Source organism: Rhodoferax mekongensis (assembly GCF_032191775.1).
GTDB lineage: Bacteria > Pseudomonadota > Gammaproteobacteria > Burkholderiales > Burkholderiaceae_C > Allorhodoferax > Allorhodoferax mekongensis.
Genome location: NZ_CP132507.1, coordinates 642,495 through 668,269, shown reverse-complemented (window position 1 = coordinate 668,269; position 25,775 = coordinate 642,495). Strand labels below are relative to the sequence as shown.

General features: G+C 59.4%; 28 protein-coding genes. 14 read left to right on the top strand and 14 right to left on the bottom strand.

What is annotated here, in order from left to right; all coding sequences use genetic code 11:
- Positions 1-10: 10 nt before the first annotated feature.
- Genes RAN89_RS03260 through RAN89_RS03250 form a run of 3 tightly spaced genes read right to left on the bottom strand, consistent with a single transcriptional unit; the run spans position 11 to position 2,015 of the window.
- Positions 11-784, bottom strand: coding sequence for a DNA-binding domain-containing protein (locus RAN89_RS03260; RefSeq protein ID WP_313868229.1), 774 nt, complete (start codon positions 782-784; stop codon positions 11-13).
- The gene (gene bufB, locus RAN89_RS03255) at positions 781-1,710 is read right to left on the bottom strand and encodes an MNIO family bufferin maturase (protein ID WP_313868228.1); all 930 of its coding nucleotides are present in this window, start codon (positions 1,708-1,710) and stop codon (positions 781-783) included. The genes RAN89_RS03260 and bufB overlap by 4 nt, the downstream gene beginning before the upstream one ends.
- Before the next feature lie 47 nt (positions 1,711-1,757).
- Positions 1,758-2,015, bottom strand: coding sequence for a BufA1 family periplasmic bufferin-type metallophore (locus tag RAN89_RS03250; protein WP_313868227.1), 258 nt, complete (start codon positions 2,013-2,015; stop codon positions 1,758-1,760).
- A 174-nt stretch (positions 2,016-2,189) separates the two neighbouring features.
- On the opposite strand from RAN89_RS03250, the gene RAN89_RS03245 reads away from it, so the two are divergent.
- From RAN89_RS03245 to rbp, 3 genes are all read left to right on the top strand, one after another.
- Positions 2,190-2,759 carry a sigma-70 family RNA polymerase sigma factor gene (locus RAN89_RS03245; protein ID WP_313868226.1) on the top strand — a complete coding sequence of 190 codons (570 nt, stop codon included), beginning with the start codon at positions 2,190-2,192 and terminating at the stop codon, positions 2,757-2,759.
- Entirely contained in the window at positions 2,756-2,968 is a 213-nt protein-coding gene (locus RAN89_RS03240) for a zf-HC2 domain-containing protein (RefSeq protein WP_087495823.1), read from the top strand. Before RAN89_RS03245 ends, RAN89_RS03240 begins: the two co-directional genes overlap by 4 nt.
- A gap of 185 nt (positions 2,969-3,153) precedes the next feature.
- Complete coding sequence (gene rbp, locus RAN89_RS03235; RefSeq protein ID WP_313868225.1) at positions 3,154-3,582, top strand: RNA-binding regulator; 429 nt, start codon at positions 3,154-3,156, stop codon at positions 3,580-3,582.
- A 72-nt stretch (positions 3,583-3,654) separates the two neighbouring features.
- On the opposite strand, the gene RAN89_RS03230 is transcribed toward rbp, so the two are convergent.
- The 4 genes from RAN89_RS03230 to RAN89_RS03215 are packed head-to-tail and all read right to left on the bottom strand — an operon-like array spanning position 3,655 to position 6,612.
- On the bottom strand, positions 3,655-4,431 hold the full coding sequence (locus tag RAN89_RS03230) for an SDR family oxidoreductase (RefSeq protein WP_313868224.1): 777 nt from the start codon (positions 4,429-4,431) through the stop codon (positions 3,655-3,657).
- 20 nt (positions 4,432-4,451) lie between these two features.
- Positions 4,452-5,033: an LPS export ABC transporter periplasmic protein LptC gene (lptC, locus tag RAN89_RS03225; RefSeq protein WP_313868223.1), complete on the bottom strand. Its 582-nt coding sequence runs from the start codon at positions 5,031-5,033 to the stop codon at positions 4,452-4,454.
- A 32-nt stretch (positions 5,034-5,065) separates the two neighbouring features.
- Positions 5,066-5,611 (bottom strand): KdsC family phosphatase, encoded by a 546-nt coding sequence (locus tag RAN89_RS03220; RefSeq protein ID WP_313868222.1) that lies wholly within the window; start codon positions 5,609-5,611, stop codon positions 5,066-5,068.
- On the bottom strand, positions 5,611-6,612 hold the full coding sequence (locus RAN89_RS03215) for a KpsF/GutQ family sugar-phosphate isomerase (RefSeq protein WP_313868221.1): 1,002 nt from the start codon (positions 6,610-6,612) through the stop codon (positions 5,611-5,613). Before RAN89_RS03215 ends, RAN89_RS03220 begins: the two co-directional genes overlap by 1 nt.
- Before the next feature lie 43 nt (positions 6,613-6,655).
- Here RAN89_RS03215 and RAN89_RS03210 point away from each other — a divergent pair, with 43 nt between their 5' ends.
- Positions 6,656-8,644, top strand: a complete 1,989-nt coding sequence (locus RAN89_RS03210; protein WP_313868220.1) for a monovalent cation:proton antiporter family protein — start codon at positions 6,656-6,658, stop codon at positions 8,642-8,644.
- 63 nt (positions 8,645-8,707) lie between these two features.
- The gene (locus RAN89_RS03205) at positions 8,708-9,262 is read left to right on the top strand and encodes an adenine phosphoribosyltransferase (protein ID WP_087495817.1); all 555 of its coding nucleotides are present in this window, start codon (positions 8,708-8,710) and stop codon (positions 9,260-9,262) included.
- 21 nt (positions 9,263-9,283) lie between these two features.
- Here RAN89_RS03205 and RAN89_RS03200 read toward each other — a convergent pair whose 3' ends face one another.
- The 6 genes from RAN89_RS03200 to rpmH all read right to left on the bottom strand — a co-directional run bounded on the left by RAN89_RS03200 (position 9,284) and on the right by rpmH (position 14,028).
- Positions 9,284-9,826 (bottom strand): hypothetical protein, encoded by a 543-nt coding sequence (locus RAN89_RS03200; protein WP_087495816.1) that lies wholly within the window; start codon positions 9,824-9,826, stop codon positions 9,284-9,286.
- Between the two features lie 181 nt (positions 9,827-10,007).
- Positions 10,008-11,417, bottom strand: a complete 1,410-nt coding sequence (gene mnmE, locus RAN89_RS03195; RefSeq protein WP_313868219.1) for a tRNA uridine-5-carboxymethylaminomethyl(34) synthesis GTPase MnmE — start codon at positions 11,415-11,417, stop codon at positions 10,008-10,010.
- Positions 11,418-11,432: 15 nt separating this feature from the next.
- Entirely contained in the window at positions 11,433-13,130 is a 1,698-nt protein-coding gene (yidC, locus tag RAN89_RS03190; RefSeq protein ID WP_313868218.1) for a membrane protein insertase YidC, read from the bottom strand.
- Positions 13,127-13,399, bottom strand: a complete 273-nt coding sequence (gene yidD, locus RAN89_RS03185) for a membrane protein insertion efficiency factor YidD (protein ID WP_087495813.1) — start codon at positions 13,397-13,399, stop codon at positions 13,127-13,129. The genes yidC and yidD overlap by 4 nt, the downstream gene beginning before the upstream one ends.
- A complete protein-coding gene (locus RAN89_RS03180) occupies positions 13,396-13,860 on the bottom strand; it encodes a ribonuclease P protein component (RefSeq protein WP_313868217.1) in 465 nt (154 codons plus the stop codon). Before RAN89_RS03180 ends, yidD begins: the two co-directional genes overlap by 4 nt.
- Positions 13,861-13,893: 33 nt before the next feature.
- A complete protein-coding gene (rpmH, locus tag RAN89_RS03175; protein WP_006299042.1) occupies positions 13,894-14,028 on the bottom strand; it encodes a 50S ribosomal protein L34 in 135 nt (44 codons plus the stop codon).
- A gap of 275 nt (positions 14,029-14,303) precedes the next feature.
- Between rpmH and dnaA the strand changes: the two genes are divergently transcribed.
- The 9 genes from dnaA to RAN89_RS03130 all read left to right on the top strand — a co-directional run bounded on the left by dnaA (position 14,304) and on the right by RAN89_RS03130 (position 24,424).
- On the top strand, positions 14,304-15,716 hold the full coding sequence (dnaA, locus tag RAN89_RS03170; protein ID WP_313868216.1) for a chromosomal replication initiator protein DnaA: 1,413 nt from the start codon (positions 14,304-14,306) through the stop codon (positions 15,714-15,716).
- 93 nt (positions 15,717-15,809) lie between these two features.
- Positions 15,810-16,916 carry a DNA polymerase III subunit beta gene (gene dnaN, locus RAN89_RS03165; RefSeq protein WP_087495810.1) on the top strand — a complete coding sequence of 369 codons (1,107 nt, stop codon included), beginning with the start codon at positions 15,810-15,812 and terminating at the stop codon, positions 16,914-16,916.
- Positions 16,917-17,011: 95 nt separating this feature from the next.
- A complete protein-coding gene (gyrB, locus tag RAN89_RS03160) occupies positions 17,012-19,615 on the top strand; it encodes a DNA topoisomerase (ATP-hydrolyzing) subunit B (RefSeq protein ID WP_313868215.1) in 2,604 nt (867 codons plus the stop codon).
- Positions 19,616-19,620: 5 nt separating this feature from the next.
- Entirely contained in the window at positions 19,621-20,298 is a 678-nt protein-coding gene (locus RAN89_RS03155; RefSeq protein WP_313868214.1) for a DUF3348 family protein, read from the top strand.
- Between the two features lie 6 nt (positions 20,299-20,304).
- Complete coding sequence (locus RAN89_RS03150) at positions 20,305-22,188, top strand: hypothetical protein (protein WP_313868213.1); 1,884 nt, start codon at positions 20,305-20,307, stop codon at positions 22,186-22,188.
- Complete coding sequence (locus RAN89_RS03145) at positions 22,188-22,832, top strand: OmpA family protein (protein ID WP_313868212.1); 645 nt, start codon at positions 22,188-22,190, stop codon at positions 22,830-22,832. Before RAN89_RS03150 ends, RAN89_RS03145 begins: the two co-directional genes overlap by 1 nt.
- On the top strand, positions 22,825-23,277 hold the full coding sequence (locus tag RAN89_RS03140; protein ID WP_313868211.1) for a DUF2894 domain-containing protein: 453 nt from the start codon (positions 22,825-22,827) through the stop codon (positions 23,275-23,277). Before RAN89_RS03145 ends, RAN89_RS03140 begins: the two co-directional genes overlap by 8 nt.
- Before the next feature lie 37 nt (positions 23,278-23,314).
- On the top strand, positions 23,315-23,668 hold the full coding sequence (locus tag RAN89_RS03135; protein ID WP_313868210.1) for a RidA family protein: 354 nt from the start codon (positions 23,315-23,317) through the stop codon (positions 23,666-23,668).
- 129 nt (positions 23,669-23,797) lie between these two features.
- Entirely contained in the window at positions 23,798-24,424 is a 627-nt protein-coding gene (locus RAN89_RS03130) for a flavin reductase family protein (protein WP_313868209.1), read from the top strand.
- A gap of 21 nt (positions 24,425-24,445) precedes the next feature.
- On the opposite strand, the gene RAN89_RS03125 is transcribed toward RAN89_RS03130, so the two are convergent.
- Positions 24,446-25,465, bottom strand: coding sequence for a LacI family DNA-binding transcriptional regulator (locus RAN89_RS03125; protein ID WP_313868208.1), 1,020 nt, complete (start codon positions 25,463-25,465; stop codon positions 24,446-24,448).
- Positions 25,466-25,775: the final 310 nt, after the last annotated feature.

The window sequence follows — 25,775 nt, the reverse complement described above, 5'->3', positions numbered from 1 at the left end:
GACATGGCGATCACTCGCCGGAATACACCGCCAACAACAAGCCGCTTTGAACAGCCACGGTCAGCCACTGAGAAACATCCAGATGGGGCACGTCGTCCAAGGCCTGACCCAGGCTGCGGCCCGCTAGCAGGGCGTGAAGGAGCGCAGCCTCCCCCTCCAAGGCCACACGCACACAGGGCTTGAACCCCTGCCGCCAGACCACTGCATCCTCGCCCGCATGGGCTTGCAACAAACGACCGACCTCTTCAAAGCTGGGGCCGTTCTCACCATGCGCCGCATGGATGGTGGCAACCGGCCAATCACTGCACTGCACCGCGGCACCGGGCGCCAGGCGTAAGCACAACATGCCGGGGTCTTGGGTGCTCAATAGCGTCAAGGTATTTAGGTCCGGGGTCGCGTCTTCCAGCGTGGCCATGCTGTGCAGGGCCCATTCCAAACGCGCCACATCGGGGAGAAAAGGCGTGTCCTGCAGCTGGCTGCTGCTCGCCATAAAGGCAGCCAGGCTTTCGCCCCATTGCGCCACATCGCCGCGCACAGGGGGGTGGGCATGCCAGTAGGCACGGGCCAGATCCCCCATGCTTTCCACGCCTAATAGTTGGGTTAATACTGGATAAGCGGCCTGCAGCGCGCGTTCTGCCAGCGCATGCGCATTGGATTGATAGGCTTTCAGGCCTCTGGCGCCCGGGTCCATTGCGCAGGCAGCTATGTTTTTCATAGCATTTTCCGCAGGCCAATCGAAAAGCGCTGCCACCAACGCTTGTTGTTGCTGTGCGAGGGTGCTCATGCGTCGCACGCCTCGGCTTGCTGCAAGGCGGTTTGTGCCATCTGGCGCGCCACGTCTGCTTCACCCAGCAGCACTTCCAAGGCTGGCACGTCGGTGTCCCACTCCATCAGTGTAGGCACCGCGCCAAAGCGCCGGATGGCATGGCGGTAGACCGCCCACACCGCGTCGGAGACTCGGCTTCCGTGGTCATCGATCACGATGTGGCCGTGCGCGTCATTCACCTCGCAATGGCCGGCCACATGCAGCTCGCCCACCGAAGCGGGGTCGATGGCATCCAGCCAGGCAGAGCATGCGGCCACCGGATCGCGGGCATCGCCCTGCAGTTGTGCGTTCAGGGCATTGACGTAGATGTTGTTCACATCGACCAGCAACTCGCAGCCGGTACGCCGGGCCAAGGCATTGAGGAAATCCGGCTCAGTCCATTCCTGCTCGCCAGGCACCGGGCGCCACTGCAGATAGGCCGACAGGTTTTCCACCATGAAGCGGCGCTGCAAGCGATCTTGCACACGCTGCACGTTGGCACAGAGCGTGTCCAGCGCTTCGTCACTGAACGGCAATGGCAGAAGGTCGGCAGCATGCACCATGGCGACCGAACCCCAAGGCGCGCGGGCAAAGCTGGCATGGTCGCTGACCCTCACCGGGTCGATGCGGCGTACCAGTGCCTCCAATTGGTCCAGATGCCAAGGGTCCAGCCCCGTGGCCGATCCTAATGAGAGGCCCACGCCGTGCAGACTGACCGGATACAGGGCACGCCCCTGTTCCAACACCGCCAGGCTGGCGCCACCGCGGGCAAAAAAATTCTCGGAGTGGACTTCCAGAAAGTCCAACGAAGCCTGCTGTTGCAGCAACTGCGCGTAATGAGGGTGCCGCCACCCGATACCGGCCTGAATGTCGCCGGACAAGGCCGGGGCCTTTGGTGCTTGCATGAGCGGGTATGCGTGGGGGCGGACTTGGAAATGCAATCGATGTGGAATTACATCTTGGGCGCCATCAGGCTGCCTTTCATTTTTTCGCAGGTGCCTTTGGCCACATATTTCCATTCGCCCTTGTCCATGTCCACTTTGGACTGGCCGGCACACGAGTGGGTACCGGAAGCGTTTGCGCAGTCGTTTTGACCGGCCTTGGCAATGCCGAAGCATTTCTCTTTTTCCTGGGCGGCAACAGGGGCAGACGCCAGGGTGAGGGACATCAGGGTGGCGGCGGTAGCGGCAAGCAGGGCACGTTGGTTCATGTCGAAACTCCTTGAGTAATTGCATCAATGAAAACAACCATTCAGCCTCCGGTGCGGTGCGCTCTGGCGCTGTGGTTGACGTTTAGTCCTGCTGCCACGTGCTTTCTTACACTCCGCGCAAAAAAATTTCAAAACTCGCCCATTACACTGCGCATCACACTCCGCGAGCACGCCATGACCCGCTACGAAGACCAGGTCGCAGAACATCGCGACTATCTGTACAAATTCGCCCGCTTGCAACTGCGCAATGAAGCGTGGGCAGAGGATGCTGTTTCAGAAACCCTGCTGGCAGCGCTGGCCAAACCGCAAGCATTCGACAACCGGTCGCAGCTCAAAACCTGGCTGGTTGGCATCCTCAAACACAAGGTCGTGGACGCATTGCGCCACCACGGCCGCGAAGTCACGGGGTTGGGCAGTTCGGAGGATGAAGATACAGATCCGCTGGAGCTGCTGAACTTCAAGGCGGATGGGCACTTTGTGGAAACACCTGCGGATTGGGGCAACCCGGAACAACAAACCAGCAGCCGGCAGTTCTTTGAAATTCTGGAAGCCTGCACGGAAAAACTACCCGCCGCGCAAGGGCGGCTGTTTCTCATGCGCGAATGGCTGGAGTTGTCCAGCGAAGAAATTTGTAAGGAACTCAACCTGACCCCGACGAATCTCTACGTCCAACTCCACCGTGCCCGCTTGAGGCTCCGGGAATGTCTTGAAGTGAATTGGTTCCAGAAAGCAGGTGCCTTGTGAAGCTGCTGCGCCGTACATGCAAAGAAGCGACCGCCTTGATGGTGGCGAGGGAAGATCGCGCCCTGCCGGTGGTGGATCGCGTGGCTTTGTATTTCCATCTCGCAGCCTGCAAGGCCTGCCCCCGCTTTGAAAAGCAGATGCTGACCCTGCGCAACAGCATGCGCCAGTGGCGCCATTACAGCGAAAACGATGCCGATTCTGCCGGCTAACCTGAAAAAACAAGAAAAACTAGGATTCCTCAACAAAGTAACGCATAATGGTTTGGCATTGCCGAAATATCGGTGTGCAAGTTTGCGGTGATTAGTCAGTTTCGCGTCTGCTTTAAGTCTTCAATGGTTTGTTGATTGCGGTTAAGGACTCCATCGCGTTTTGAGTTATTTTGAGGAGTCCATCCATGGGCAACAAACTTTACGTAGGCAACCTGCCTTATTCTTTCCGTGACGAAGACCTGCAACAAGCGTTTTCCCAGCACGGTTCCGTTTCCAGCGCCAAAGTCATGATGGAACGCGACACCGGCCGCTCCAAGGGCTTCGGCTTTGTGGAAATGGGCAGCGATGCTGAAGCACAAACTGCTATCAGCGCCATGAACGGTCAACAGTTCGGCGGCCGCGGTTTGGTCGTGAACGAAGCACGTCCCATGGAGCCACGTCCTCCCCGTTCCGGCGGCTTCGGCGGCGGCGCTGGTGGTGGCGGCTACGGCGGCGGCGGCCGTTCCGGTGGCGGCGGCTTCGGCGGCGGTGGCCGTTCCGGTGGCGGCGGCTACGGCGGCGGCGGTGACCGTTCCGGTGGCGGCGGCTACGGCGGTGGCCGTTCCAGCTACTAAGCCAGGAACTGCATCTGCAGATCAAAAAAGGGACCTTCGGGTCCCTTTTGTTTTGCCTGTCTCACTCGTCGGTTACGCCTCATCGATGCGACGCTTGCGGGGGCGCCCCGCCAAAGCTTTGTCAAACAAGGCATCCGGCAAAGCACGCAACAGCTTGGCTACCCAGCCCATTTGCCACGGAATCACTTTGTAGCGTACCCCCTGCGTAATGGCGTCAAAGGCACGTGCAGCGAAATCATCTGCAGTCATCAAAAACGGCATGGAATAGCGGTTTTGCCTCGTCAATGGCGTATCTATATAGCCTGGACAAATGGTGACCACCTTGACACCGCTGGCTCGTAACTCTCCCCGCAGTGATTCGCAATAGGCAATGACGGCCGCCTTGCTTGCACAGTAGGCTCCGTGCCCGGGCAAGCCACGGATGCCGGCCACACTGCCGATGCCTACCAGCCGGCCCGAACCGCGCTGTTCCATGGCAGCTATGAAGGGATGGAAGGTCGCCGCCAGACCGATGTTATTGGTGGCAAAGGTCCGTTGCATGACGTCAATATCACCGCGAATGCCCGTATCCATACCGATGCTGATGCCCGCATTGGCCACGACTACGTCCGGTACGCCCTGGGCACTCAAACAGGCACGACCCGCAGCCACAATGCTGTCGGGTTCGGCTACGTCTGCGCTGTAGACCTTGAAGCGCTGTGCATCCAGCCGTTGCGCGGTCGCCCAGCGCTCAATCTCTGCGGTTCGCCTCGCCACCAATGCCAGCGAATAGCCTGCGTCATAAAAGCGTTTGGCCAAAGCCTGGCCGATTCCACTGGAAGCGCCGGTAATGAAAATAAGCGGTGGCATAGAAGTCCTCGGAAACTGGGCTACCGTGTTGTAGGAGTCAAGGTGCCGCGAACGCGACCTCGCAGCAAGATCACTTGCTGCACATTGTCATAGTCCATGGCATCTGCGGTGAAAACGTCTTTGCCACGCCGCAGTTCAACCGGCTTGTTCGACTTCACTTGCTCAGTGTCCATGAAAGCATGCAAGAACTCGCCCCGGTATTCGGTTCGCACCTGTTCCGGTTTCCCCTTGCTTGCCGTTATTGCCTCGCGCACTACGATGGCATTACCAATCAGCTGCACCTCAGAGCCGTCCTCATTGGTCAGGCCGCGGTTGGCTGATGCGGTGGTGAGGCGACCTTCGGCATCAAAGGATCGGATTCGGATGGCGTCTATCTCCAGCCATTGGGTATCCGGGTAATGACGGGCGACGTCACCCATCACCTCTGACCGGAGCTTGCCCGCAGGATCGAAGGACTTCACGCTGAAGCCATGCATGAAGTAGTCCGGTTCATGGCCTCGTACCCGTTCAGGTGCATTGTGCTCAACTACCGGTGTACTACGAACCAACCAATAGGTTCCCAGCGCCAACACCCCCATTACCAGAACGGGGAGGTACAGCATCAGCCGTTCCCAAGCACCGTAGAAAAAATTTTTCACGAAAGATACGGCTCTAAAAGATCCACATAGCGGCCACTGGCCACCATCAACAAGTCGCAAACTTCACGTACCGCCCCGTTTCCGCCGGCAGTATGAGTAATGTAGTGAGCGCGACCGCTGACCTCCACATGCGCATTCGGAGGCGCGGCAGCAAATGCACAGCGCAACATCATGGGCAAGTCCGGCCAATCATCGCCCATGGCGGCAGCCTGCTCCCAGCCCAATCCCAATGCGTTCAGGATTTCTTGCGCTGCTGGATGCTTGTCTTCAGTGCCGAAACGGGCCTGTTCGATGCCCAGGGCTTGAAGGCGCAGCCGCAGCGCGGGCGAATCCCGGCCGGTCACCACCGCAGGCGTAATGCCGGCCTTCTGCAGCAACTTGAGACCATGGCCATCCAAGGTGTTGAATCGCTTGCTGGTCTCGCCTTCGGCGGTGAATTGCAATCCGCCATCTGTGAGTACACCATCCACATCAAGAAAAAGAACGCGTATGTTCTGCGCTTTCAGAAGCAGATCCGGCGGGAAATTCAGCAGTGGTTTCATCAGATCACCTTGGCCCGCATCAAATCATTGCTATTGATGGCACCGCATAAGCGCCCGGCATCGTCTACCACCAATACGCTGGTAATGCGGCGGGCCTCCATCAGGTCAGCCGCGTCTACCGCCAAAGCATGGGCCGGGATGGTGCAAGGATTGGCATGCATCACCTCCATCGCTGTTTTGGCGCGTAGGTCAGCACCTTGTTCCACCAACCTGCGCAAGTCTCCGTCGGTAAAGATGCCCATCAAAGCCCCGTCTTCACTCACTACTGCGGCAGCGCCCAAGCCCTTCGCGCTCATTTCACGCATCACTTCGCTGAATGTCGCCGTCGGCATTACGCGCGGAATGGCATCCCCACTGCGCATGACGTCCGACACATGGGTCAGCAGTTTGCGACCCAATGCACCACCGGGATGCGAACGGGCAAAGTCCTCTGCGCGAAAGCCCCGGGCGTCCAACAGTGCCACGGCCAGGGCATCGCCCATGGCCAGTTGTGCTGTCGTGCTCGCTGTAGGCGCGAGATTCAGGGGGCAGGCCTCTTTACTCACCGCGGTGTCGATCCAGAAATCGGCATGCTGGGCCATGGTGCTACGTGCATTGCCTGTCATGGCGACCAACGGTACTCCCAAGCGTTTGAGTACCGGAAGAATCGCCGCCACTTCCTGGGACTCTCCGCTGTTGGAAATCATGAGCACCAGATCTGCAACGGTCACCATGCCCAGATCACCGTGACTGGCCTCAGCAGGGTGCACAAACATGGCGGGAGTACCGGTGGATGCAAGAGTAGCTGCAATCTTGCGACCCACATGACCGCTTTTGCCCATCCCCATGACCACCACGCGCCCCGAGATCGTCAACACCCGTTCCACCGTCCTCACAAAGCCTTCACCAAGACGGCTTTTCAGCCCCTGAACGGCTGCAGCTTCGATGTCGAAGGTTTCGTTGGCGAGGGCAATGGCGCGCTGCGCATCAAAGCTGGATGCAATGAGGGAAGGTACTGTCATCCGAGCATTTTATAGAGCGCATGTCTCTTGCTAGTATCCGCCTATGACCGGTTTAGAAATCACCCTGCTTTACCTCCTCGCCGCCGTGATGGGAGTGGTGATCTGCCGCACATTGAAATTGCCGCCTATGCTGGGCTATCTGGCTGTCGGCGTGGTGATTGGTCCCAATGCCCTCGCGTTGTCCCAAAACTCCGAGGCCGTGCGGCACTTGGGGGAATTCGGCGTCGTATTTCTGATGTTTGTGATCGGGCTGGAGTTCAATTTGCCGCGTCTACGGGCGATGCGCCAGCACGTGTTCGGCTTGGGGCTTTTGCAGGTGGCGCTAACCATGCTACTGGCCACGGGGCTCATGCTCGGCCTGTCTATCTGGCTGTCAGGCGCTTGGCATCTGGGTTGGCAAGCGGCGCTGGCCCTGTCCAGTGCGCTGGCCATGAGTAGCACCGCGATTGTGGTGAAGCTGATGGTGGAGCGGCTGGAAATGGAGTCTGAACACGGAAAACGCGTGATGGGCGTTTTGCTGTTTCAGGATTTGGCAGTGGTGCCACTGCTGGTGCTGATTCCCGCCCTCAGTGCATCCGGGGAGCGCTTGATGGAAGCGTTGGCGCTCGCAGCCTTCAAAGCTACAGTGCTAGTCACCGTTTTGCTGGTGGGCGGGCAGCATGTCATGCGCCGCTGGCTGACGGTCGTGGTGCGCCGCAAGAGCGATGAGCTGTTTGTACTCAATCTGCTGCTGATCACGCTGGGCCTCTCCTGGCTCACGGAGTTGGCTGGCTTGAGCTTGGCCTTGGGTGCCTTCATTGCGGGCATGCTGATTTCCGAGACGGAATACAAGCACCAGGTGGAAACCGACATCCGGCCGTTCCACGACGTACTGCTGGGGCTCTTCTTTATCAGTATCGGGATGCTGCTGGATTGGCGCTTGGTCCTGGAGCGCTGGCCACTGGTTTTGCTGCTGCTGGTGGTACCTACCCTCTTCAAGGCCGCCCTGGTAGCGCTGATTGCAAGAGGCCTTGGCGCGACAGCGGGGGTGTCTTTGCGTACCGGGCTCTATCTTGCACAAGCCGGCGAGTTCGGCTTTGTGCTGCTGACACTGGCCCAGAAAAATGCCTTGGTTCCCCCCGAGCTGTTGAATCCCATCCTGGCAGGCATGGTGCTATCGATGCTGGCGACCCCCTTCATCATCATGAATGCCAACCGTATCGTCATGAAACTGGTCAGCAGCGAGTGGCTGCAGCAATCCCTGCAAATGACGACGATTGCGCGCAAGTCCATCAACGCCAACCAGCACGTCATCATTTGCGGCTACGGGCGCTGCGGCCAGAATCTGGCACGCATGCTGGAGGGCGAAGGGATACCTTATATGGCGCTGGACTTGGACCCGGATCGGGTACGCCAGGCTGCAGCAGCAGGGGATTCCGTGGTGTTCGGAGACGCAGCCCGCTTGCAAGCCCTGATGGCAGCCGGTCTTGCGCGAGCCAGCGCCGTGGTCATCACCTATCTGGATACCAATGGCGCTCTCAAGGTACTTGCCAATACCCGTTCACACGCGCCACAGGTACCTGTCATTGTTCGCACCCAGGATGACCAGAATCTGGAAAAGCTGCAGGAAGCTGGGGCCACTGAAGTGGTTCCCGAGGCCATCGAGGGCTCACTCATGCTCGCCAGCCATGCGCTTGCACTGGTGGGTGTGCCTATGCGACGGGTGATCCGCATCGTGCAGGATCAGCGTGATGCACGGTACAACCTCTTGCGCGGTTTCTTCCACGGTGCGGATGACAACTCTGTCGACGAGCTGCAGAACGAACGGCTGGCCACCGTGAGTCTGCCCATGGGGACGAAATCTGCCGGGAAGTTGATAGGTGATTTCGGTCTGGAACGCTTGGGTGTACGTCTGGTCAGTTTGCGACGTGCGGATGGCAAAACTGTCTCACCCGATGCGCAGACTCGCCTTATGGCGGGTGATACCCTGGTCCTGAGCGGCAAGGCCGTCGATTTGGCAAGTGCTGAGCAAAAACTGCTCAAAGGTGCTTAATCTTATCGACGCTTCGGCGCACAATAGCGCGGCGCCACTCTGGCGCCTTTTCTTTGAATTCCTATGCAACACCTCAGCATCAATCAGTACCTCCGTGACCATATCCGCACTGTCCCCGACTGGCCTACGCCAGGCGTGCAGTTCCGTGACATCACGCCGCTTCTGCAGGATGCCAAGGTTTTCCGGGTGTTGATTGACGCCTTTGTGCACCGCTACATGGACCCCACCATGCGACCGGACGTAGTGGCCGGGCTTGACGCGCGCGGTTTCATCCTCGGGGCCGTGGTGGCCTACGAATTGAATATCGGTTTCGTACCCATCCGCAAGAAAGGTAAGTTGCCTTTCACCACGGTTGAAGAAACCTACGAGCTGGAGTACGGCAGCGCCACTGTGGAGCTCCATACCGACGCAGTGAAAAAGGGCGACCGCGTGCTGCTGATTGACGACTTGATCGCCACCGGCGGGACCATGATGGCAGGCAAGAAGTTGCTTGAGCGTTTGGGTGCGCACGTCATGGAAGGCGCCGCCATTGTGGACTTGCCGGAATTAGGCGGATCCGACAAGCTGCGGGAAGCCGGTCTGCCTTTGTTCACCTTGGTGGATTTCGCAGGTCACTAAGCTGCGAAATCGGCGTCGCCCTCAGTTCAACTCGCCGTACTGGGTGCCACTGAGGGGAGATTGGCGTTCGTCAATCTCGGTATCTGCAAATCGGGATGGCTGTGGATTGCGACGGGATGACTTCATGATCTCGCCAGGCGCCGACAACTTGGCCGGGGCCGGCACAGACGCCAGCGCCTGCTTGAACGCTGCAACCTCCGAGGGTTGTAAAGGTTCAAATCGACGGGGTGTCGGTAGCGTACGGACATGATCGTCCTGGGTATGCGACAGGCTGGAGCTCACATGCTCATTCACGCGCCAGTAGACAGCCGTCACCAAAAGGTCATGGCGGGTTTTGGCAATTTTGGCGATGTGAGTCTCGATGCCAGCCAAGCGGGCGGGGTCGCTCACATTGCGGGCCGCCATATCCATCATGATCAGGTACTGGCGCCCGCGAGAGTCCAATGACAGCACCTTGAACTTGTAGCTGCTCGACAGCATGCCGGCGCCCGTCATCGATTCGCGCACCACGGCGTACAACAACTCTCGCCGCTCAAGCCGCTCACTGCGTCGGGCAGACGTCATTCCCGATGACGCGCCTGAAGCTGATTTGCTCCGGCCATGGCGCGCAGAGGCTCGATCTCCATCCATCTGGTCGAGACCTGAGTGACGGGTGCCGAGCGAGTTGTTGGAACTCGTCCGAGTAAACCAGCTGAATAGTGACATAGGTGAGTGACTCCTGTGCGACGCCAGAGTGTAGTGCAGGCTATTTGCCGATACAAAATTTTGAAAAGATGACACCCAGCAGGTCATCCGCGCCGAATTCGCCGGTAATGCTGTTCAGGGCATTCTGACCAAGCCGGAGTTCCTCTGCCAACAGGTCCAAGGCAGCGCTACCGGAGGCCAGCCATTCCGACGCCATGTCCAAATGCTGACCCACCAGATGCAAGGCCTGTACATGGCGCTGGCGGGCCATGAAAGCGCCACTCTGTGCTGGTTGCCACCCTGCCGCTGTGAGCAGGTTTTGCCTCAATGCATCGAGGCCAACGCCGGTCTTGGCAGAGAGAACGATGCCCTCCAAACCAGTTTCCGGAGTCGCTGCGTCAGACTTGTTCCAGACATGGATCACCGGTATGGATGCAGGCAGTTTTTCGGCGATAGCGCCCGCTATATCTGCGTCAGCAGCTATGTATTCGATAGCAGAACTACGTGTCAAATCATGCAGGAACAGGACGGCGTCTGCGGTTTCAATAGCCTGCCAGGCACGTTCGATTCCGATTTTTTCCACGGCGTCATCACTGGCACGCAAACCGGCCGTGTCGATGATGTGAAGAGGCACGCCTTCGATTTGGATCGTCTCCTGCACCTTGTCGCGCGTAGTACCTGCGATGGGGGTCACGATGGCCAATTCAGCACCCGCCAAGGCATTCAAGAGAGATGACTTGCCGGCGTTCGGTTGCCCGGCAATGACCACCTTCAAACCTTCGCGGAGCAAAGCTCCTTGGGTCGCTTTGGCCAGCACCTGTTGGAGAGCTTGTTGCAAGCGTTGCAACTGCCCAACCGCGTCCGCTTTCTGCAGAAAGTCAATTTCCTCTTCGGGGAAATCGAGCGTCGCCTCTACCAGCATGCGCAAGTGAATGAGCGCATCCCGCAAGATGCCGATTTCCTTGGAGAAGGCGCCGGACAAAGACTGGCTGGCACTGCGTGCTGCCGCTTCCGTGCTTGCGTCGATGAGATCGGCGATGGCCTCTGCCTGGGCCAGATCGAGCTTGTTGTTCAGGAAGGCACGTTGGGTGAACTCGCCCGCCTCGGCAATGCGCAAACCAGGCAACAGAACGCTTGAGACGCCCTCTGTTTGCACACTGTTTGCCAGTGCAAGACAGCGGGCGACCAGCAACTGCAACACCACAGGCCCGCCATGAGCCTGGAGTTCCAGTACGTCTTCACCTGTGAAGGAATGGGGGCCCGGAAAAAACAAGGCCAGCCCATGGTCAATAGGCTGGCCTTTTTCGTCAGGGAAAGGGAGATAGGTCGCTTCTCGCGGCCGCAAGGCTTTGCCCAGCAGCGCCTGCGTGAAAGCGCCAAGACTCTTTCCACTCAACCTCACGATACCGACAGCACCGCGGCCGGAGGCCGTGGCGATGGCGGCAATGGGGTCAGAGTGACGTGACAGCACGCGCGACCGGCCCTTTTACTTGAACTTGGGCAGGTTGAACTGGGGTGGCACACCCATGCGGGTGTTGATGATCCACTGCTGAGCAATCGACAGAATGTTGTTGGTAATCCAGTACAGCACCAAACCGGACGGGAAGAAGAAGAACATGACGCTGAAGGCCAACGGCATGATCCACATCATCTTGGCTTGCAGGGGGTCCGGTGGCGCAGGGTTGAGCGCCGTCTGCAGCAAGGTCGTCAAGGTCATGACAACCGGCAGGATGAAATAAGGATCAGGCGATGACAAGTCATGAATCCACATCACCCACGGTGCATTGCGCATTTCCACACTGGACAGGAGCACCCAGTACAAGGCGATGAACACAGGAATCTGGATCATGATGGGGAAGCAGCCACCCATGGGGTTGACCTTTTCCTCGCGGTAGATCTTCATCATTTCCTGCTGCATCTGCTGCGGATTGTCTTTGAGGCGCTCACGCATTTCCATGATGCGAGGATTCACCGCCTTCATCTTGGCCATGCTGGCGTATGCCTTGGCATTGAGCCAGTAGAACGCGATTTTCAACAGCAGCACCAGGGCCACGATGGACCATCCCCAGTTCTGGATGAAGCTGTGCAGCTTGTCGAGCAACCAGTACAAGGGCTTGGCCAGAATGGTCAACCAGCCGTAGTCTTTCACCAGCTCCATGCCGGGTGCCAAAGCCTCGAGCTTTTTCTCCTCTTGGGGACCGACAAACAGTTTGGCCTCTACAGCTTTGGTTTGACCGGGGGCCACGGCTTCCAGCGGCGTGATCATGGTGGCGCGGTAGCAGCAATCAGCGACGGTCGCACCCACATCTTTGGCATCCAGAGAGAAGGTCCGCTTCACGTCCGCTGGCAAGATCCAGGCGCTGGCAAAGTAGTGCTGCACCATGGCGATATAGCCATTGGAGCTCTCTTTCTCAAAGTCAGCGTTCCCTTTTTTGATAGCGCTGAACTCCACCTTCTGGTACTTTTTGAGGTCGGTATAGACCGCTGGGCCTGTGAAGGTGGAATAGAACGAGGACTCGCCGGCAGGCTTGTTGCCGTCACGTACCAGCTGCAAATACAACTGGGGGTTCAGTGCAGTTGCACCGGTATTGACGACTTCGTGCTTGACCGCAATGTCATATGCACCACGGCGCAAGGTGTAAGTCTTCACCAGCTTGATGCCACCAGTGTCTTGTGAGGTGAAAACAATCTTGAGCTCGTCCTGCCCATCTTTGAGCGACTTGTCACCACTTACTGCCATGACCGACTTATGGGTCGGAAAGCTGTCAGGCGCAGCGCCACCGATCAACCCAGTCTGGGCTTGGTAGTAACGGTCTTTGGTGTCGTCCAGCAACACGAAATTGCGGGACTTGTCGTTGGAATCAAGGTACTGCAGGAATTCAGAACGAACCAGCGAACCACCCAGAGTGTCAAACGTCAGTTTGAGCACATCGGTGCTGACCTCAAAGCGCTCAGACGCCAGGGCTGGAGCCGATGTAGAGACCGGTGCCTGCCCTGCCGCCACTGGTGCAACAGGTAAGCCGGCCGAAGCACTCACCGCGGGAGCCGGAGCTGAGGCCGCTTTTTGTGCAGGGTTAGGGAAGAAAGTGGCTTGCTTTCCATTGTGGATCTGCCACTGGTCCCACAAGAGAACCATGGAGAACCCAAAGATCACCCACAAAATGGTGCGGCGAATATCGTTCATGAAGACTTCTTCTCAGAGGGGGATTGAATCAAGCGACTGAACAGTCGCGGCGCATTCTCAGGCACGGGATCGTGCCCACCCGCGCACCACGGGTGACAGCGCGCGAGACGCGCAACCATCAAATAGCTGCCTATTGTCGCACCGTGTCGCTCAAGAGCTTGCAAGGCGTACACAGAACATGTGGGGTTAAAACGGCACGCAGAGCCCAACCAGGGGCTCAACAACAAACGATAGCCTTTGATCAGACCTATCAGCAGCCCCCGAATCATGCCTGGGACTCCGGGAGAGGAGCTGGCCTGCGTGAGGGAGGGGCGCCAACAACTTGACCGAACAGATCCAGCAATTCCTGCCGGACCGCAGCCTTGAGCGCATCAGAAGTGGCACTCACGAATTGCTTGCGGTCAAAGTCCCGGCGTAAGCGGATGAGGTGCGCTTTTTCCTTGAGCACCGGAGCAAACTCGACGCCCAAGTGGTACACCTGCCGCTTGATGGTGTTACGCGTTACAGCACGTTTGGCCCAACGCTTGGGCACCATGGCACCCAGCCAGATCCCGGACACGGGAAACACCGGCACAGCTTCTTCAGGCACAGAAACACCAACAGCGCAGCAATGCAAAGCAAAGTGCGCTGTTTTCGAAACCGTAGTGCCACCCAGAGCCGCTTGGAACTGGGCGCGCGTTTGAAGGCGCTTGACGGCAGGCGGTCTGCCGGTTTGCGGTTCCGCGTTCACCAAAAGCCGGAAGCTTTGGTTAGCGAAGCCGTCTTAGACAGCCAGACGCTTGCGGCCCTTGGCGCGGCGTGCGTTGATCACAGCGCGGCCGCCGCGTGTCTTCATGCGGACCAGGAAACCGTGGGTACGTGCGCGACGGATTTTGGAGGGTTGGTATGTGCGTTTCATGAAATTTTCCTAACAGGCTCTGTGGGTATCTGCGCGACCCATCGATGCATTCCACCAACGGCCTAACAGCGCAGATTTCGGTCTTATCGCCCCGAACACAATCAGGGGAACCGCGGATTATCGCAAACTTTATTAATCAGGGCAACACCTTAGGGACGAATCAGATTCTTTTGCACGAACTGTGCAACGCGGTCAGCGGAATGTGGATAAAGTATTGATAAATTAGAATCCGCTTCGCAGCAAACAACAACTATCCACAGAAGCTGACCCGCACAATGACCCAGGGCTCCCATCCCAACTCCCACGACGGCTCCAATTTTGAACTCGGGCAAAGCCTTTGGCAAAGCTGCGTAGACCAACTCGCACAAGAACTTCCCGAGCAGCAATTCAACACCTGGATCAAGCCGCTAACGGCCCTCGTTCACGAGGACATGTCCAAAATTACCGTTTTTGTGGCTAACCGCTTCAAGCTGGATTGGGTACGCGCACAATACAGCCAGCGCATTGCGGGAATGCTGGAGAAGCTTTACGGACAAGCCGTTTCCGTAGAGTTAGTGATCACTCCGCGTGAAGCACCCGTGCGTCCGGCCATGGCACCCCGTGCCGCAGAAGTGCCCGCCGCCATTGAGGAAGTGGAAGTCGGCGAGGACCGCGTGGCCAGCGGACCCAAGAGCCGGCTCAACAGCATGTTGACTTTTGAGAGTCTGGTCGAAGGCACCGCGAACCGCATGGCGCGCGCCGCCGCCATGCACGTGGCTACCATGCCCGGCCACCTGTACAACCCCTTGTTTATCTACGGCGGCGTGGGCTTGGGCAAGACCCACTTGATGCATGCGGTAGGTAACAGACTGCTTGTGGATAAACCCGGATCCAAGGTGCTTTACATACATGCAGAACAATTTGTGTCGGACGTGGTGAAGGCCTACCAACGCAAAACTTTTGACGAATTCAAGGAGCGTTATCACTCCCTGGACCTGCTGTTGATTGACGATGTGCAATTCTTTGCCAACAAAGACCGCACCCAGGAAGAGTTCTTCAATGCTTTTGAGGCCTTGCTGGCCAAGAAGTCCCACATCGTGATGACCAGCGACACCTACCCCAAGGGCCTGGCCGACATTCACGAGCGCTTGGTCTCCCGTTTCGACTCCGGCCTGACCGTGGCCATCGAGCCACCGGAGCTGGAAATGCGGGTGGCGATTCTGATCAACAAGGCGCATGCCGAGGGCTCTGAAATGCCCGAAGAAGTGGCCTTTTTCGTGGCCAAGAACGTGCGCTCCAACGTCCGTGAGCTCGAAGGCGCACTGCGCAAAATCCTGGCGTATTCGCGCTTCAACCAAAAGGAAATCTCCATCCAGCTGGCCCGGGAAGCCCTGCGCGACCTGCTGTCCATCCAGAACCGGCAGATTTCGGTGGAAAACATCCAAAAAACGGTGGCCGACTACTACAAGATCAAGGTCGCGGACATGTATTCCAAAAAACGTCCCGCCAGCATTGCCCGGCCGCGCCAGATCGCCATGTATCTGGCCAAGGAGCTGACCCAGAAGAGCCTGCCCGAAATCGGCGAGTTGTTCGGGGGGCGCGACCACACCACGGTGCTGCATGCAGTGCGCAAAATCGGCGGTGAACGCCAGCAGCTCACTGAACTGAACCAACAGTTACACGTTCTGGAGCAAACCCTGAAGGGTTAACAGCAAAAACAAGCGCCTACCCCCGTAACTCACTGAAAAAACAGGGAAAATGGCAGGATTGAATGTTTGGCAGAGTTTCACAAAGAGGTTGACATGATCGTATTGAAGGCAACGCAAGACAAGGTCTTATCGGTTCTGCAATCGGTGGCCGGTATTGTCGAACGCCGCCACACCTTGCCCATTCTTGCCAACGTGCTGTTGCGCAAGACCGGAACCTCCCTTCAACTCACCACCAGCGACCTCGAAATTCAAATCCGTACCACTGCGGAACTGGGCGGTGACACCGGCAACTTCACCACCACCATCGGAGCGCGCAAGCTGATCGACATATTGCGCACCATGCCCGGTGACCAGACGGTGTCTCTGGAATCCAGCCAAAGCAAAATCATCCTCAAAGGCGGCAAGAGCAAGTTCACGCTCCAGACCATGCAAGCAGAGGACTTCCCGCTGGTGCAGGAAAGCGCCAGCTTCGGCCCCGTGTTCAGCGTGCCGCAAAAAACCCTGAAGGACCTTCTGAGCCAGGTGTCCTTCGCCATGGCAGTCCACGACATCCGCTACTACCTCAACGGCATTCTGTTTGTCGCCGAAGGCAAGCAACTCAGCCTGGTTGCCACCGATGGCCACCGCCTGGCATTCGCCTCTGCCACGCTCGATGTGGAAGTGCCTAAGCAGGAAGTCATCCTGCCCCGCAAAACGGTCATCGAATTGCAACGCTTGTTGTCTGACGCCGAAGGCGCCATTGAGATGCAATTCGCCAACAACCAGGCCAAATTCACTTTCGACGGCATGGAATTCGTGACCAAGCTGGTCGAAGGCAAGTTCCCAGACTACAACCGCGTCATCCCCAAGAACCACAAGAACAGCATCACCCTGGGCCGCGAAGCGTTGCTCAAAACGCTGCAACGCACCGCCATTCTGACCAGCGACAAGTTCAAGGGCGTGCGCCTGAACATTGATCCCGGCAGCCTGCGCGTAGCGTCCAACAACGCCGAGCAGGAAGAAGCGGTGGACGAGTTGGACATCGACTACGGCGGCGACAGCATTGAGATCGGCTTCAACGTGACCTACCTAATCGATGCCCTGAGCAATATGAGCCAGGACATGGTGAAAGTGGAGCTATCCGACGGCAATAGTTCGGCCCTGATCACCATTCCCGACAACACGACCTTCAAATACGTCGTGATGCCCATGAGAATCTGATGCTACAAAAATAGTAGCTCCCCGCGCAATCAAACCCCCGCTCACCGGGGGTTTGGTCATTCAAGAGTTTGAGATTTTTCGAAGAGAAGCTAGCCATGACTGAAGAAAACAAGTCGGTTTCCACCCCTGAAAACGCTGATGGCGCTGTGCACACGGGCGAGGGCGGAGCCGACAGTTCCAACTTCCAGCCCACCATCGACACCAACCAAGCCGGTGCGACCGAGGCCTATGGCGAAGGCTCTATCCAGATTCTTGAAGGCCTGGAAGCCGTGCGCAAGCGCCCCGGCATGTACATCGGCGACACGTCCGACGGCACCGGCTTGCACCACTTGGTGTTTGAGGTGGTGGATAACTCCATCGACGAATCGCTGGCGGGCCATTGCGACGACATTCTGGTCACCATCCATTCCGACAATTCCATCAGCGTGGTCGACAACGGCCGTGGCATCCCCACCGGCATCAAGCTCGATGACAAGCACGAACCCAAGCGCTCCGCCGCAGAAATCGCGCTGACCGAACTGCACGCCGGCGGCAAGTTCAACCAGAACAGCTACAAGGTGTCCGGTGGTCTGCACGGCGTGGGTGTGTCCTGCGTAAACGCGCTGTCCAAAATGCTGCGCCTCACCATCCGTCGTGACGGCAAAGTCCACACGCTGGAATTCAGCAAGGGCTTTGTACAAAACCGCATCGTCGAAACGCAGAACGGCATCGAAGTCTCGCCCATGAAGATCATCGGCGACACCGAAAAGCGTGGCACCGAAGTGCACTTCCTGCCAGACACCGAAATCTTCAAGGAAAACAACGACTTCCACTACGAAATCCTGAGCAAGCGCCTGCGCGAACTCAGCTTCCTGAACAACGGCGTGCGCATCCGCCTCAAGGACGAGCGCAGTGGCAAGGAAGACGACTTCGCTGGCGCCGGTGGCGTGCAGGGCTTTGTGAACTTCATCAACAAGGGCAAGACCGTTTTGCACCCCAACGTGTTCCACGCGATGGGCGACCGTCAGAGCGACCAGGGCACCAACATCGGCGTGGAAGTGGCCATGCAATGGAACAGCGGCTTCAACGAGCAGGTGCTGTGCTTCACCAACAATATTCCCCAGCGTGACGGCGGTACCCACTTGACCGGCCTGCGCGCCGCGATGACCCGCGTCATCAGCAAATACATCGAACAAAACGAAATGGCCAAGAAGGCCAAGGTCGAAGTTACCGGTGACGACATGCGCGAAGGCCTGTGCTGCGTGCTGTCGGTCAAAGTGCCTGAGCCCAAGTTCTCCAGCCAGACCAAAGACAAGCTGGTCTCCAGCGAAGTGCGCGGTCCGGTGGAGGACATCGTGGGCAAGCTGCTCGCCGACTATCTGGAAGAGCGCCCGAACGATGCCAAGATCATCGTCGGCAAAATCATCGAAGCCGCCCGCGCACGCGAAGCCGCCCGCAAAGCCCGTGACATGACCCGCCGCAAAGGGGTGCTCGACGGCATGGGCCTGCCCGGCAAGCTGGCTGACTGCCAGGAAAAAGACCCGGCCCTGTGCGAAATCTACATCGTTGAGGGTGACTCCGCCGGCGGCTCTGCCAAGCAAGGTCGCGACCGGAAGTTCCAGGCCATCCTGCCCTTGCGCGGCAAGATCCTGAACGTGGAAAAAGCCCGTTACGAGAAGCTGCTGACCAGCAACGAAATCCTGACGCTGATCACCGCCCTGGGCACCGGTATCGGCAAGGCCGGTGGCAGCACCGGTGGGGACGACTTCAACGTCGCCAAGCTGCGCTACCACCGCATCATCATCATGACCGACGCGGACGTGGACGGTGCCCACATCCGTACGCTGCTCTTGACCTTCTTTTACCGCCAAATGCCCGAGCTGGTGGAGCGCGGCCACATCTACATTGCCCAGCCCCCACTGTACAAAGTGAAATCCGGCAAAGAAGAGCTCTACCTGCAAGGCCCGGCCGAACTGGACGGATACTTGCTCCGCATCGCGTTGGTCAATGCCTCGGTCTACACCGGTGGACCCAACGGCACCACCTTGAGTGGCGACACGCTGGCAGAGCTGGCCCGTAAACATCAATTGGCCCAGGCCGTGATTGCCCGCCTTCAAAACTTCATGGACGCCGAGGCCCTGCGCTCCGTGGCCGACGGTGTCGTCCTGAAACTGGACACCGTGGCTGACGCCGAAGCCTCTGCTGCCGCCCTGCAAGCCAAGTTGCCGGATGCCGAAGTGGCCGGCGAATTCGATGTCCGCACTGACAAGCCCATTTTGCGTATCAGCCGCCGCCATCACGGCAACGTGAAGAGCAGCGTGCTCACTCAGGACTTTGTGCACGGTGCCGACTACGCCGCCCTGGCCGAAGCTGCCAACACGTTCCGCGGTCTGCTGAGCGAAGGCGCCCGCGTGATGCGCGGCGAAGGCGAGAAGCAGAAGGAAGAAAAGGTCTCCGACTTCCGCGAAGCCATGGCCTGGCTGATTGGAGAAGCCGAGCGCACCTCCAGCCGCCAGCGCTACAAAGGCTTGGGTGAAATGAACCCTGAACAACTGTGGGAAACCACCATGGACCCGACCGTGCGCCGTCTGCTGCGCGTCCAGATCGACGACGCCATTGAAGCCGACCGCGTGTTCACCATGCTGATGGGTGACGAAGTCGAACCCCGCCGCGATTTCATTGAAACCAACGCCTTGCGCGCCGGCAACATCGACGTGTGATGGCCTTGAGTTCCGGAACGCCGGGGCTCATCGGTCTGTTGGAAACCTGGAGTGCGATAGAAGTCCGCCCCACCCGGCCGGACTGGGCACTCCATTGGAGCGCGTGGCTGGGGCCACTGGATGCCATTGCATTGCGTGGCGCCTTGCCCGCCATCACCAAGGCCACCAAGGCAGCGGCACCCCGTACCGCTCAAGAGCCCGACCTGAGCCAGGCATTGCAACAACTGCGTGATGACTTGACCGGATTCATCCGGCAAGCGCCGGTGCGGCCGGTGCCTGCGCAGGTGCGCGTAGCGGGCATTGCCCAAGCGGCGCCCGAACCGGCGGAAGATGAGGACTACGGCAGCTACCGCCAGCGCTACCTGGACATCCAACGCCGCATGGACTTGCGCATAGGCCCGTTCCGCCAGCATTGCCGCGAAGTGCTCGCCCGCACCAGCCCCCGCCTGAGCCAATTGGCCCTGATGGACACCACCCTGGAAGACATGCTGGGTGAACGCGCCCAGGCACTGCTGGCCAAGCTCTCCGCACTGCTGGAGCGGCGTTTTCACCGTTATCGCCAGGATGCCGCGCTCTCCATGGCCACTTTCGAACAAGATTTTCAAGACGCCCTGGTGGCGGAACTGCACTTTAGATTGGAACCCGTCGCCGGCCTGGTAGAGGCTTGGCAGACCGGGGCCTGACACACCATGACACAAGATATGAACCGTTTCGTCATCCCTGCCGCTATAGGCGCGGGGACTGTTTTTGTGGGCTGGATTGCGCTGGGCTTTGTAGGCACCAGCTATCTGGCTCTGTGCATGACGTTGCTCATTGGCGCGGTATATGCCATCGGCCTGCGGGAAATGTCCCGCTACCGCGCAAGCACCAAGTCCTTGAGGCAGGCGCTCACCGACATGGGCGAACCGCTGGAATCGCTGGCTGCATGGTTGGGCCGCGTCCCTGCGGCTTTGCAACCCAGCGTGCGCGCACGCATTGAGGGTGAGCGCGTGGGCCTGCCCGGCCCATCGCTCACCCCGTACCTTGTTGGACTATTGGTCATGCTGGGCATGCTGGGCACCTTTCTGGGCATGGTCATGACCTTCAAAGGCGCCGTCTTTGCCTTGGAAGGCTCTGCCGACCTGCAAGCCATTCGCGCGGCGCTTGCGGCACCTATCAAAGGTCTTGGCTTGTCCTTTGGTACCTCGGTGGCTGGGGTGGCGACATCGGCTTTGCTGGGTCTGGTGTCCGCACTCTGCCGCCGCGAGCGCCTGCAAGTCACCCGCCTGCTGGACACTCGCATTGCCACGGTGCTGCGGCCCTTCACCCTGGCCCACCAACGTGAAGCAGGGCTCCTGGCCCAGCAGCAGCAGGTGCAGGCACTGCCTGCGGTGGCAGAGCAACTCGCCAAGTTGATGGAGCAGATCGAGCAACGCAACCTGGCCCTGAACACCCGGCTCGAAGCCCAGCAACAAGCCTTCCATGCCGACGTCGGCCGCGCTTACACCGGCCTGGCCACTGCCGTAGGGCAAAGCCTGCAAGACAGCCTGTTGGCGGGTGCGAAGCAAACCAGCGAAGCCATCGTGCCGGTGATGGAATCCGCCCTGCAGCAGCTGGTGGCGGAGACGCGCCAACAACACACGCAGATGCGTGAAGCTTTGCAAGCGCAACTCCAGGGCGTACAAGCCGCCTTCCACGAAGGCACCCACACCCTGACGGCCGACTGGGCACGCGCCCTGAATGAGAGCACCGCCAGCCTGCAGACCGAATGGCAGCGCGCGGGCGAACACGCGCAGGCCCAGCAGCAGGCTTTGGCCCGCACGCTGGAAGCCAACGTGGCCACCATCACCGAGCACACCGCCAGCCAAGCAAGTGCGACTATTGCCGGCATGGCCCGTGTGCTGACGCAATCTGAAGCGTTGGTCGCTACCCAACAGCAGGCCGAAGCCGCGTGGGCAGAACAGCAGCAGGCCCGCATGGACCAACTTACCACCCTGTGGCGCATCGGACTGAGCGACTTGCGTGCGGAAGAGGCCGCCCGCAGCGAAGCGGCGGCGGCTCGTATCAGCGAGCTGACCTTGCAACTGCGCACCGGCATGACCCAGCTGGTCGAACGTGACACGCTTGCACTGCAAGAGCGCCAACAGCTCATGGAGCGGCTGCACGGCGTGCTGCAATCGGCCGAGGCCACCACGCAGGGCCAGCGCGTCGCCATCGACACCTTGGTCGCCAACACCGGCCACACGCTGCTGCAAGTGCAGGAGCAGTTTTCGCAAACCTTGGCGCTTCAAGCCGACAAGGCCGACCACCTGGCTGCGCAAGTGGGTGGCAGTGCCACCGAACTCTCCCACTTGGGCAGCAGCTTCCAGCAAGCGGTGGAACTGTTTGTGGGCACCAGCGAGCAGCTGGTCCAGAGCCTGCAAGGGGTGGAGGCGGCAGTCAACCAATCCATGGAGCGCAGCGACGAGCAACTGGCCTACTACGTGGCCCAGGCGCGTGAGGTGATCGACCTCAGCCTGAGCTCGCAAAAGGCCGTGGTGGAAGACCTTCGCAAGCTGCGCAATCAGGCCGTCGCTAGCGCAGGGACTGCGTGATGACGGACATCGACACCATGGACGACAGCGGGGTCGATAGCGCCCCGGTCTGGGCTACTTTTGGCGACCTGATGGCCGGCCTGCTGGGGGCGTTTGTGCTGATTCTGGTAGGTGTATTGGTCGTGCAGATGGACCTAGTCGCCAACCTCGAATCCGAAGTCAAAAAACGCCAGCAGGAAGAACAGCGCCGCATGGCGCTGGAGAAGGCCTTGGCCATTCCCTTGCAGTCAGGCCGCGTAACCTTGAACAACGGGCGCATCGGCATCAGCGGCAGTGTGCTGTTTGCCGTCAACTCCGACCAACTGCGCTCCGATGGGCGGCAGTTGCTCAAAAGCCTGGTTCCGCCACTGCAGGTCTACCTGGGTGAACGGGATGAGATGCTCATGGTCAGCGGCTTTACGGACAACATAGCCGTCTCGGGGGCCAACCGCCACTTTGCCGACAACCTGGAGCTTTCCGCCCAACGCTCGCTCACCGTGACGCGCGCGCTCATTGAAGAGGGCATGCCCGCCTCGCGCGTGTTTGCGGCGGCTTTTGGCGCACAGCAGCCCGTGGCATCCAACCAGAGCGAGAGCGGCCGGGCCCTGAACCGCCGCGTGGAAATGGCCCCGGTGCCCAAGGGTACGCAAGCTGCCCATGACTGACGCGTCGCACGCCATGCCCACCCTGCTGGAGCGCATGCGCCAGCTTCAGGTGCGGCCGCGCACAGCGATTCCTCGCAATGGCCTCAACGCCCTGAAGGCCCTGAACCGCAGCATGCAAAGCTCCGCCACAGGGTCCGAAAACGCGGCGGCGGCATTCAGCCCCGCGGGCGCTGTGGAACTGAAAAGTGTGCAGCAGTTCCGCCAGTCGTGGCAACGCATGAAGGTGCAAGACCAGGTGGAGCACGCGCTGCAACAAGGCCCCGCCAACGCCGGTCCGCTCAACTCCCACCGGCTGGTGCTGCGCACTTTGGGTCTGATGCAAGACCTGTCTCCCGCCTACCTGCACCACTTCATGAGCCACCTGGACACCATGCTGCAGCTGGACACGATGACGCTGCCGCAAGCGGCCAAGCCGGTAAAAGGCGGAAAACGCCGCCTCAAGTAGGATGCGCCAAAGCGTCAAGCTCTGAACAGGATTCCCTATGACAGTCTCCCCCATCCAACGCATCAACCCCGCCGCCCAATGGTCGGACGCGGTGGTGCACAACGGCACTGCTTATTTTGTGGAAGTGCCCGAAAGTGGCACCGACATCACCAGCCAATCGCAGGCTGTGTTTGCACAAGCCGAGCGCACGTTGGCGCTGGCCGGTAGCGACAAAAGCCGCTTGCTGATTGCCACCATCTACCTCAAGCACATGGCTGACCGTGCAGCCTTCAACGCCGCGTGGCAAGCATGGCTCCCAGAGGGTTGCGCACCGGCCCGTGTGTGCGTGAGCGCCGAGATGGCCAGCCCGGACTATCTGCTGGAGATTGCGTTCACCGCAGCGACCGCCTGATCAGCGTCGCAGGCATTTTTAGGTAAAAAGTGCCCGCAACTCCTACGGAATGTGCGCGGGCAGCTTCTATTTTGATAGCAGACTTCTCCACTCCGGTTTAGCGGCACGTCCCTTGCGTGCACGTTGCGCATGACCGAAGTCGACTTTTCACAGATCACCGCCTACCAGCGCTACAAGCTCATGGCCAGCCTCATCGTGCCGCGGCCGATTGCGCTGGTCACCAACCTGAACGCAGCGGGCGTGGTGAACGCCGCACCGTTTTCCATGTTCAACATGCTGGGGGAGGACCCGCCGGTTGTCATGCTCAGCATCAACCGCTTGCAGGACGGGCAGCTCAAGGACACGGCGGCCAACATACTTTCACAGCGCGAGTTCGTCGTGCACATGACGGACGAACCTCTGGCCGCCCAGATGCACGCCTGCGGCCAGACCTTCCCGGCCTCGGTGAGTGAGCTGGACGCGGTGGGCCTGCATGCTGCCCCGTCGCACAGCGTGCGCCCGCCGCGCATTGCGGAGGCGCCGGTGGCGTTTGAATGCGTATTGCACGAAACACTGGAAACACCCAGCCGCTATGTATTCATAGGCCGGGTGCTGTGGATGAGCGCGCGCGATGGCCTGATTGACACCGAAAAGTGGCGCGTGCACCTGCAGGACTACCACCCGGTGGGTCGCTTCGGCGCAAGCTTCTACACCCGCTGCCGGCACCGCTTCGCCATCGGCGACGACACGGCTCACAACCCCATCGACACACTGTAGGCCGCCACGGCGGCCCGTACCTCAGGTGCCGCTGCGCACCGAGCCGGTGGAGGCCCGCACTACCAGCACCGGATCGGGCACGTGCACGATGGTCGGTTCGTGCTGGGGGTTTTCAATCAAATCCAACAGCAGGTTGATGGAGATGGTGGCCACCTGCTCAATGCCCAAGGCCACGGTGGTGAGTGCCGGGCGCATGTCGCGTGCTAGCTGGATGTCAGTGATGCCGATGAGCGAAATGTCTTGCGGGATGCGGATGCCCCGGTCGGCCAGGGCCTGGCTGGCGCCATAGGCCATCAAATCGTTGGTGCAAAAAATGGCGGTGATGTCGGGGTGCTGCTCCAGCAATGAGTCGGTGGCCTCATGGCCGCCGGCCACGGTGTCGCTCACATTGCGGACCATTGGCTCAGCCAGCGCAATGCCAGCGGCAGACAAGGCGCTTTTGAACCCGTCCAGACGCCCGAGCTGCATGCCTTCCAGGCCGCAACCCACGATGGCACCGATGCGCTGGTGGCCCAAGTCCAGCAAATGCTGCCCTGCAATTTCGCCCGCGCGGTGGAAGTTAACCACCACATGGGGAATGCGGTTGGCGAGGTCCACCTGCTCTTCGGACGCCAACACGATGGGGGAGCGCCGGGTCTTCAGCTCATTGATGTCGTCCGCGCTGATACCGGTGTGCAGCACCAGCACGCCGTCGGCCAGCGTGCCGGCAATCTGGTGCAGATACGCGCGGCCGATGTCAGGGCGCTCGTCGGTGTTGCACACCATGAGAAAGTAGTTGCGGTGCCGCGCCACCCGCTCGGCCACCCGCACGAACTCGGGGTAGAAGGGGTTGTTGATGTCGGGCAGCACCAGCGCCACCATGGACGACTTGCCTTCGGCCAGTGCGCGTGCCATCAGGTTGGGGCGGTAGCCGGTCGCGGCAATCGCCTCTTGCACCTTTTGCACTGTGGCTGGCTTCACCTTCTGGGTATTGCGCAGCACATTGGACACCGTGGCAGTGGTGACTCCTGCCAGGCGGGCGACTTCACTCAGGGTAGCCATGGGCACTGCAACTTGGTGTGAATTGGCATCGATTGATACTTTTTTTGATCCCTAGGACTTACCCTAGGAGCCGGTTTTTTTGCGGATACCCATAGGTATACTCGAAAAATTGTCGAATTTAACCGCTTAAATTTTAAATTTACGGATGTCTCCCCGGCGGGTCTGCAAGCCTTCCGGACCGGTGGCGGTACGAATGTCGACATGTGTTTCAGTCAGAAATTTAACCGCTTAAATTTACGAAAGGACGCCAGCCGGTACCAGGATTCAACCCCAACACACTCTGGTTTCATTCACAAAGGCAGAGCCTGAC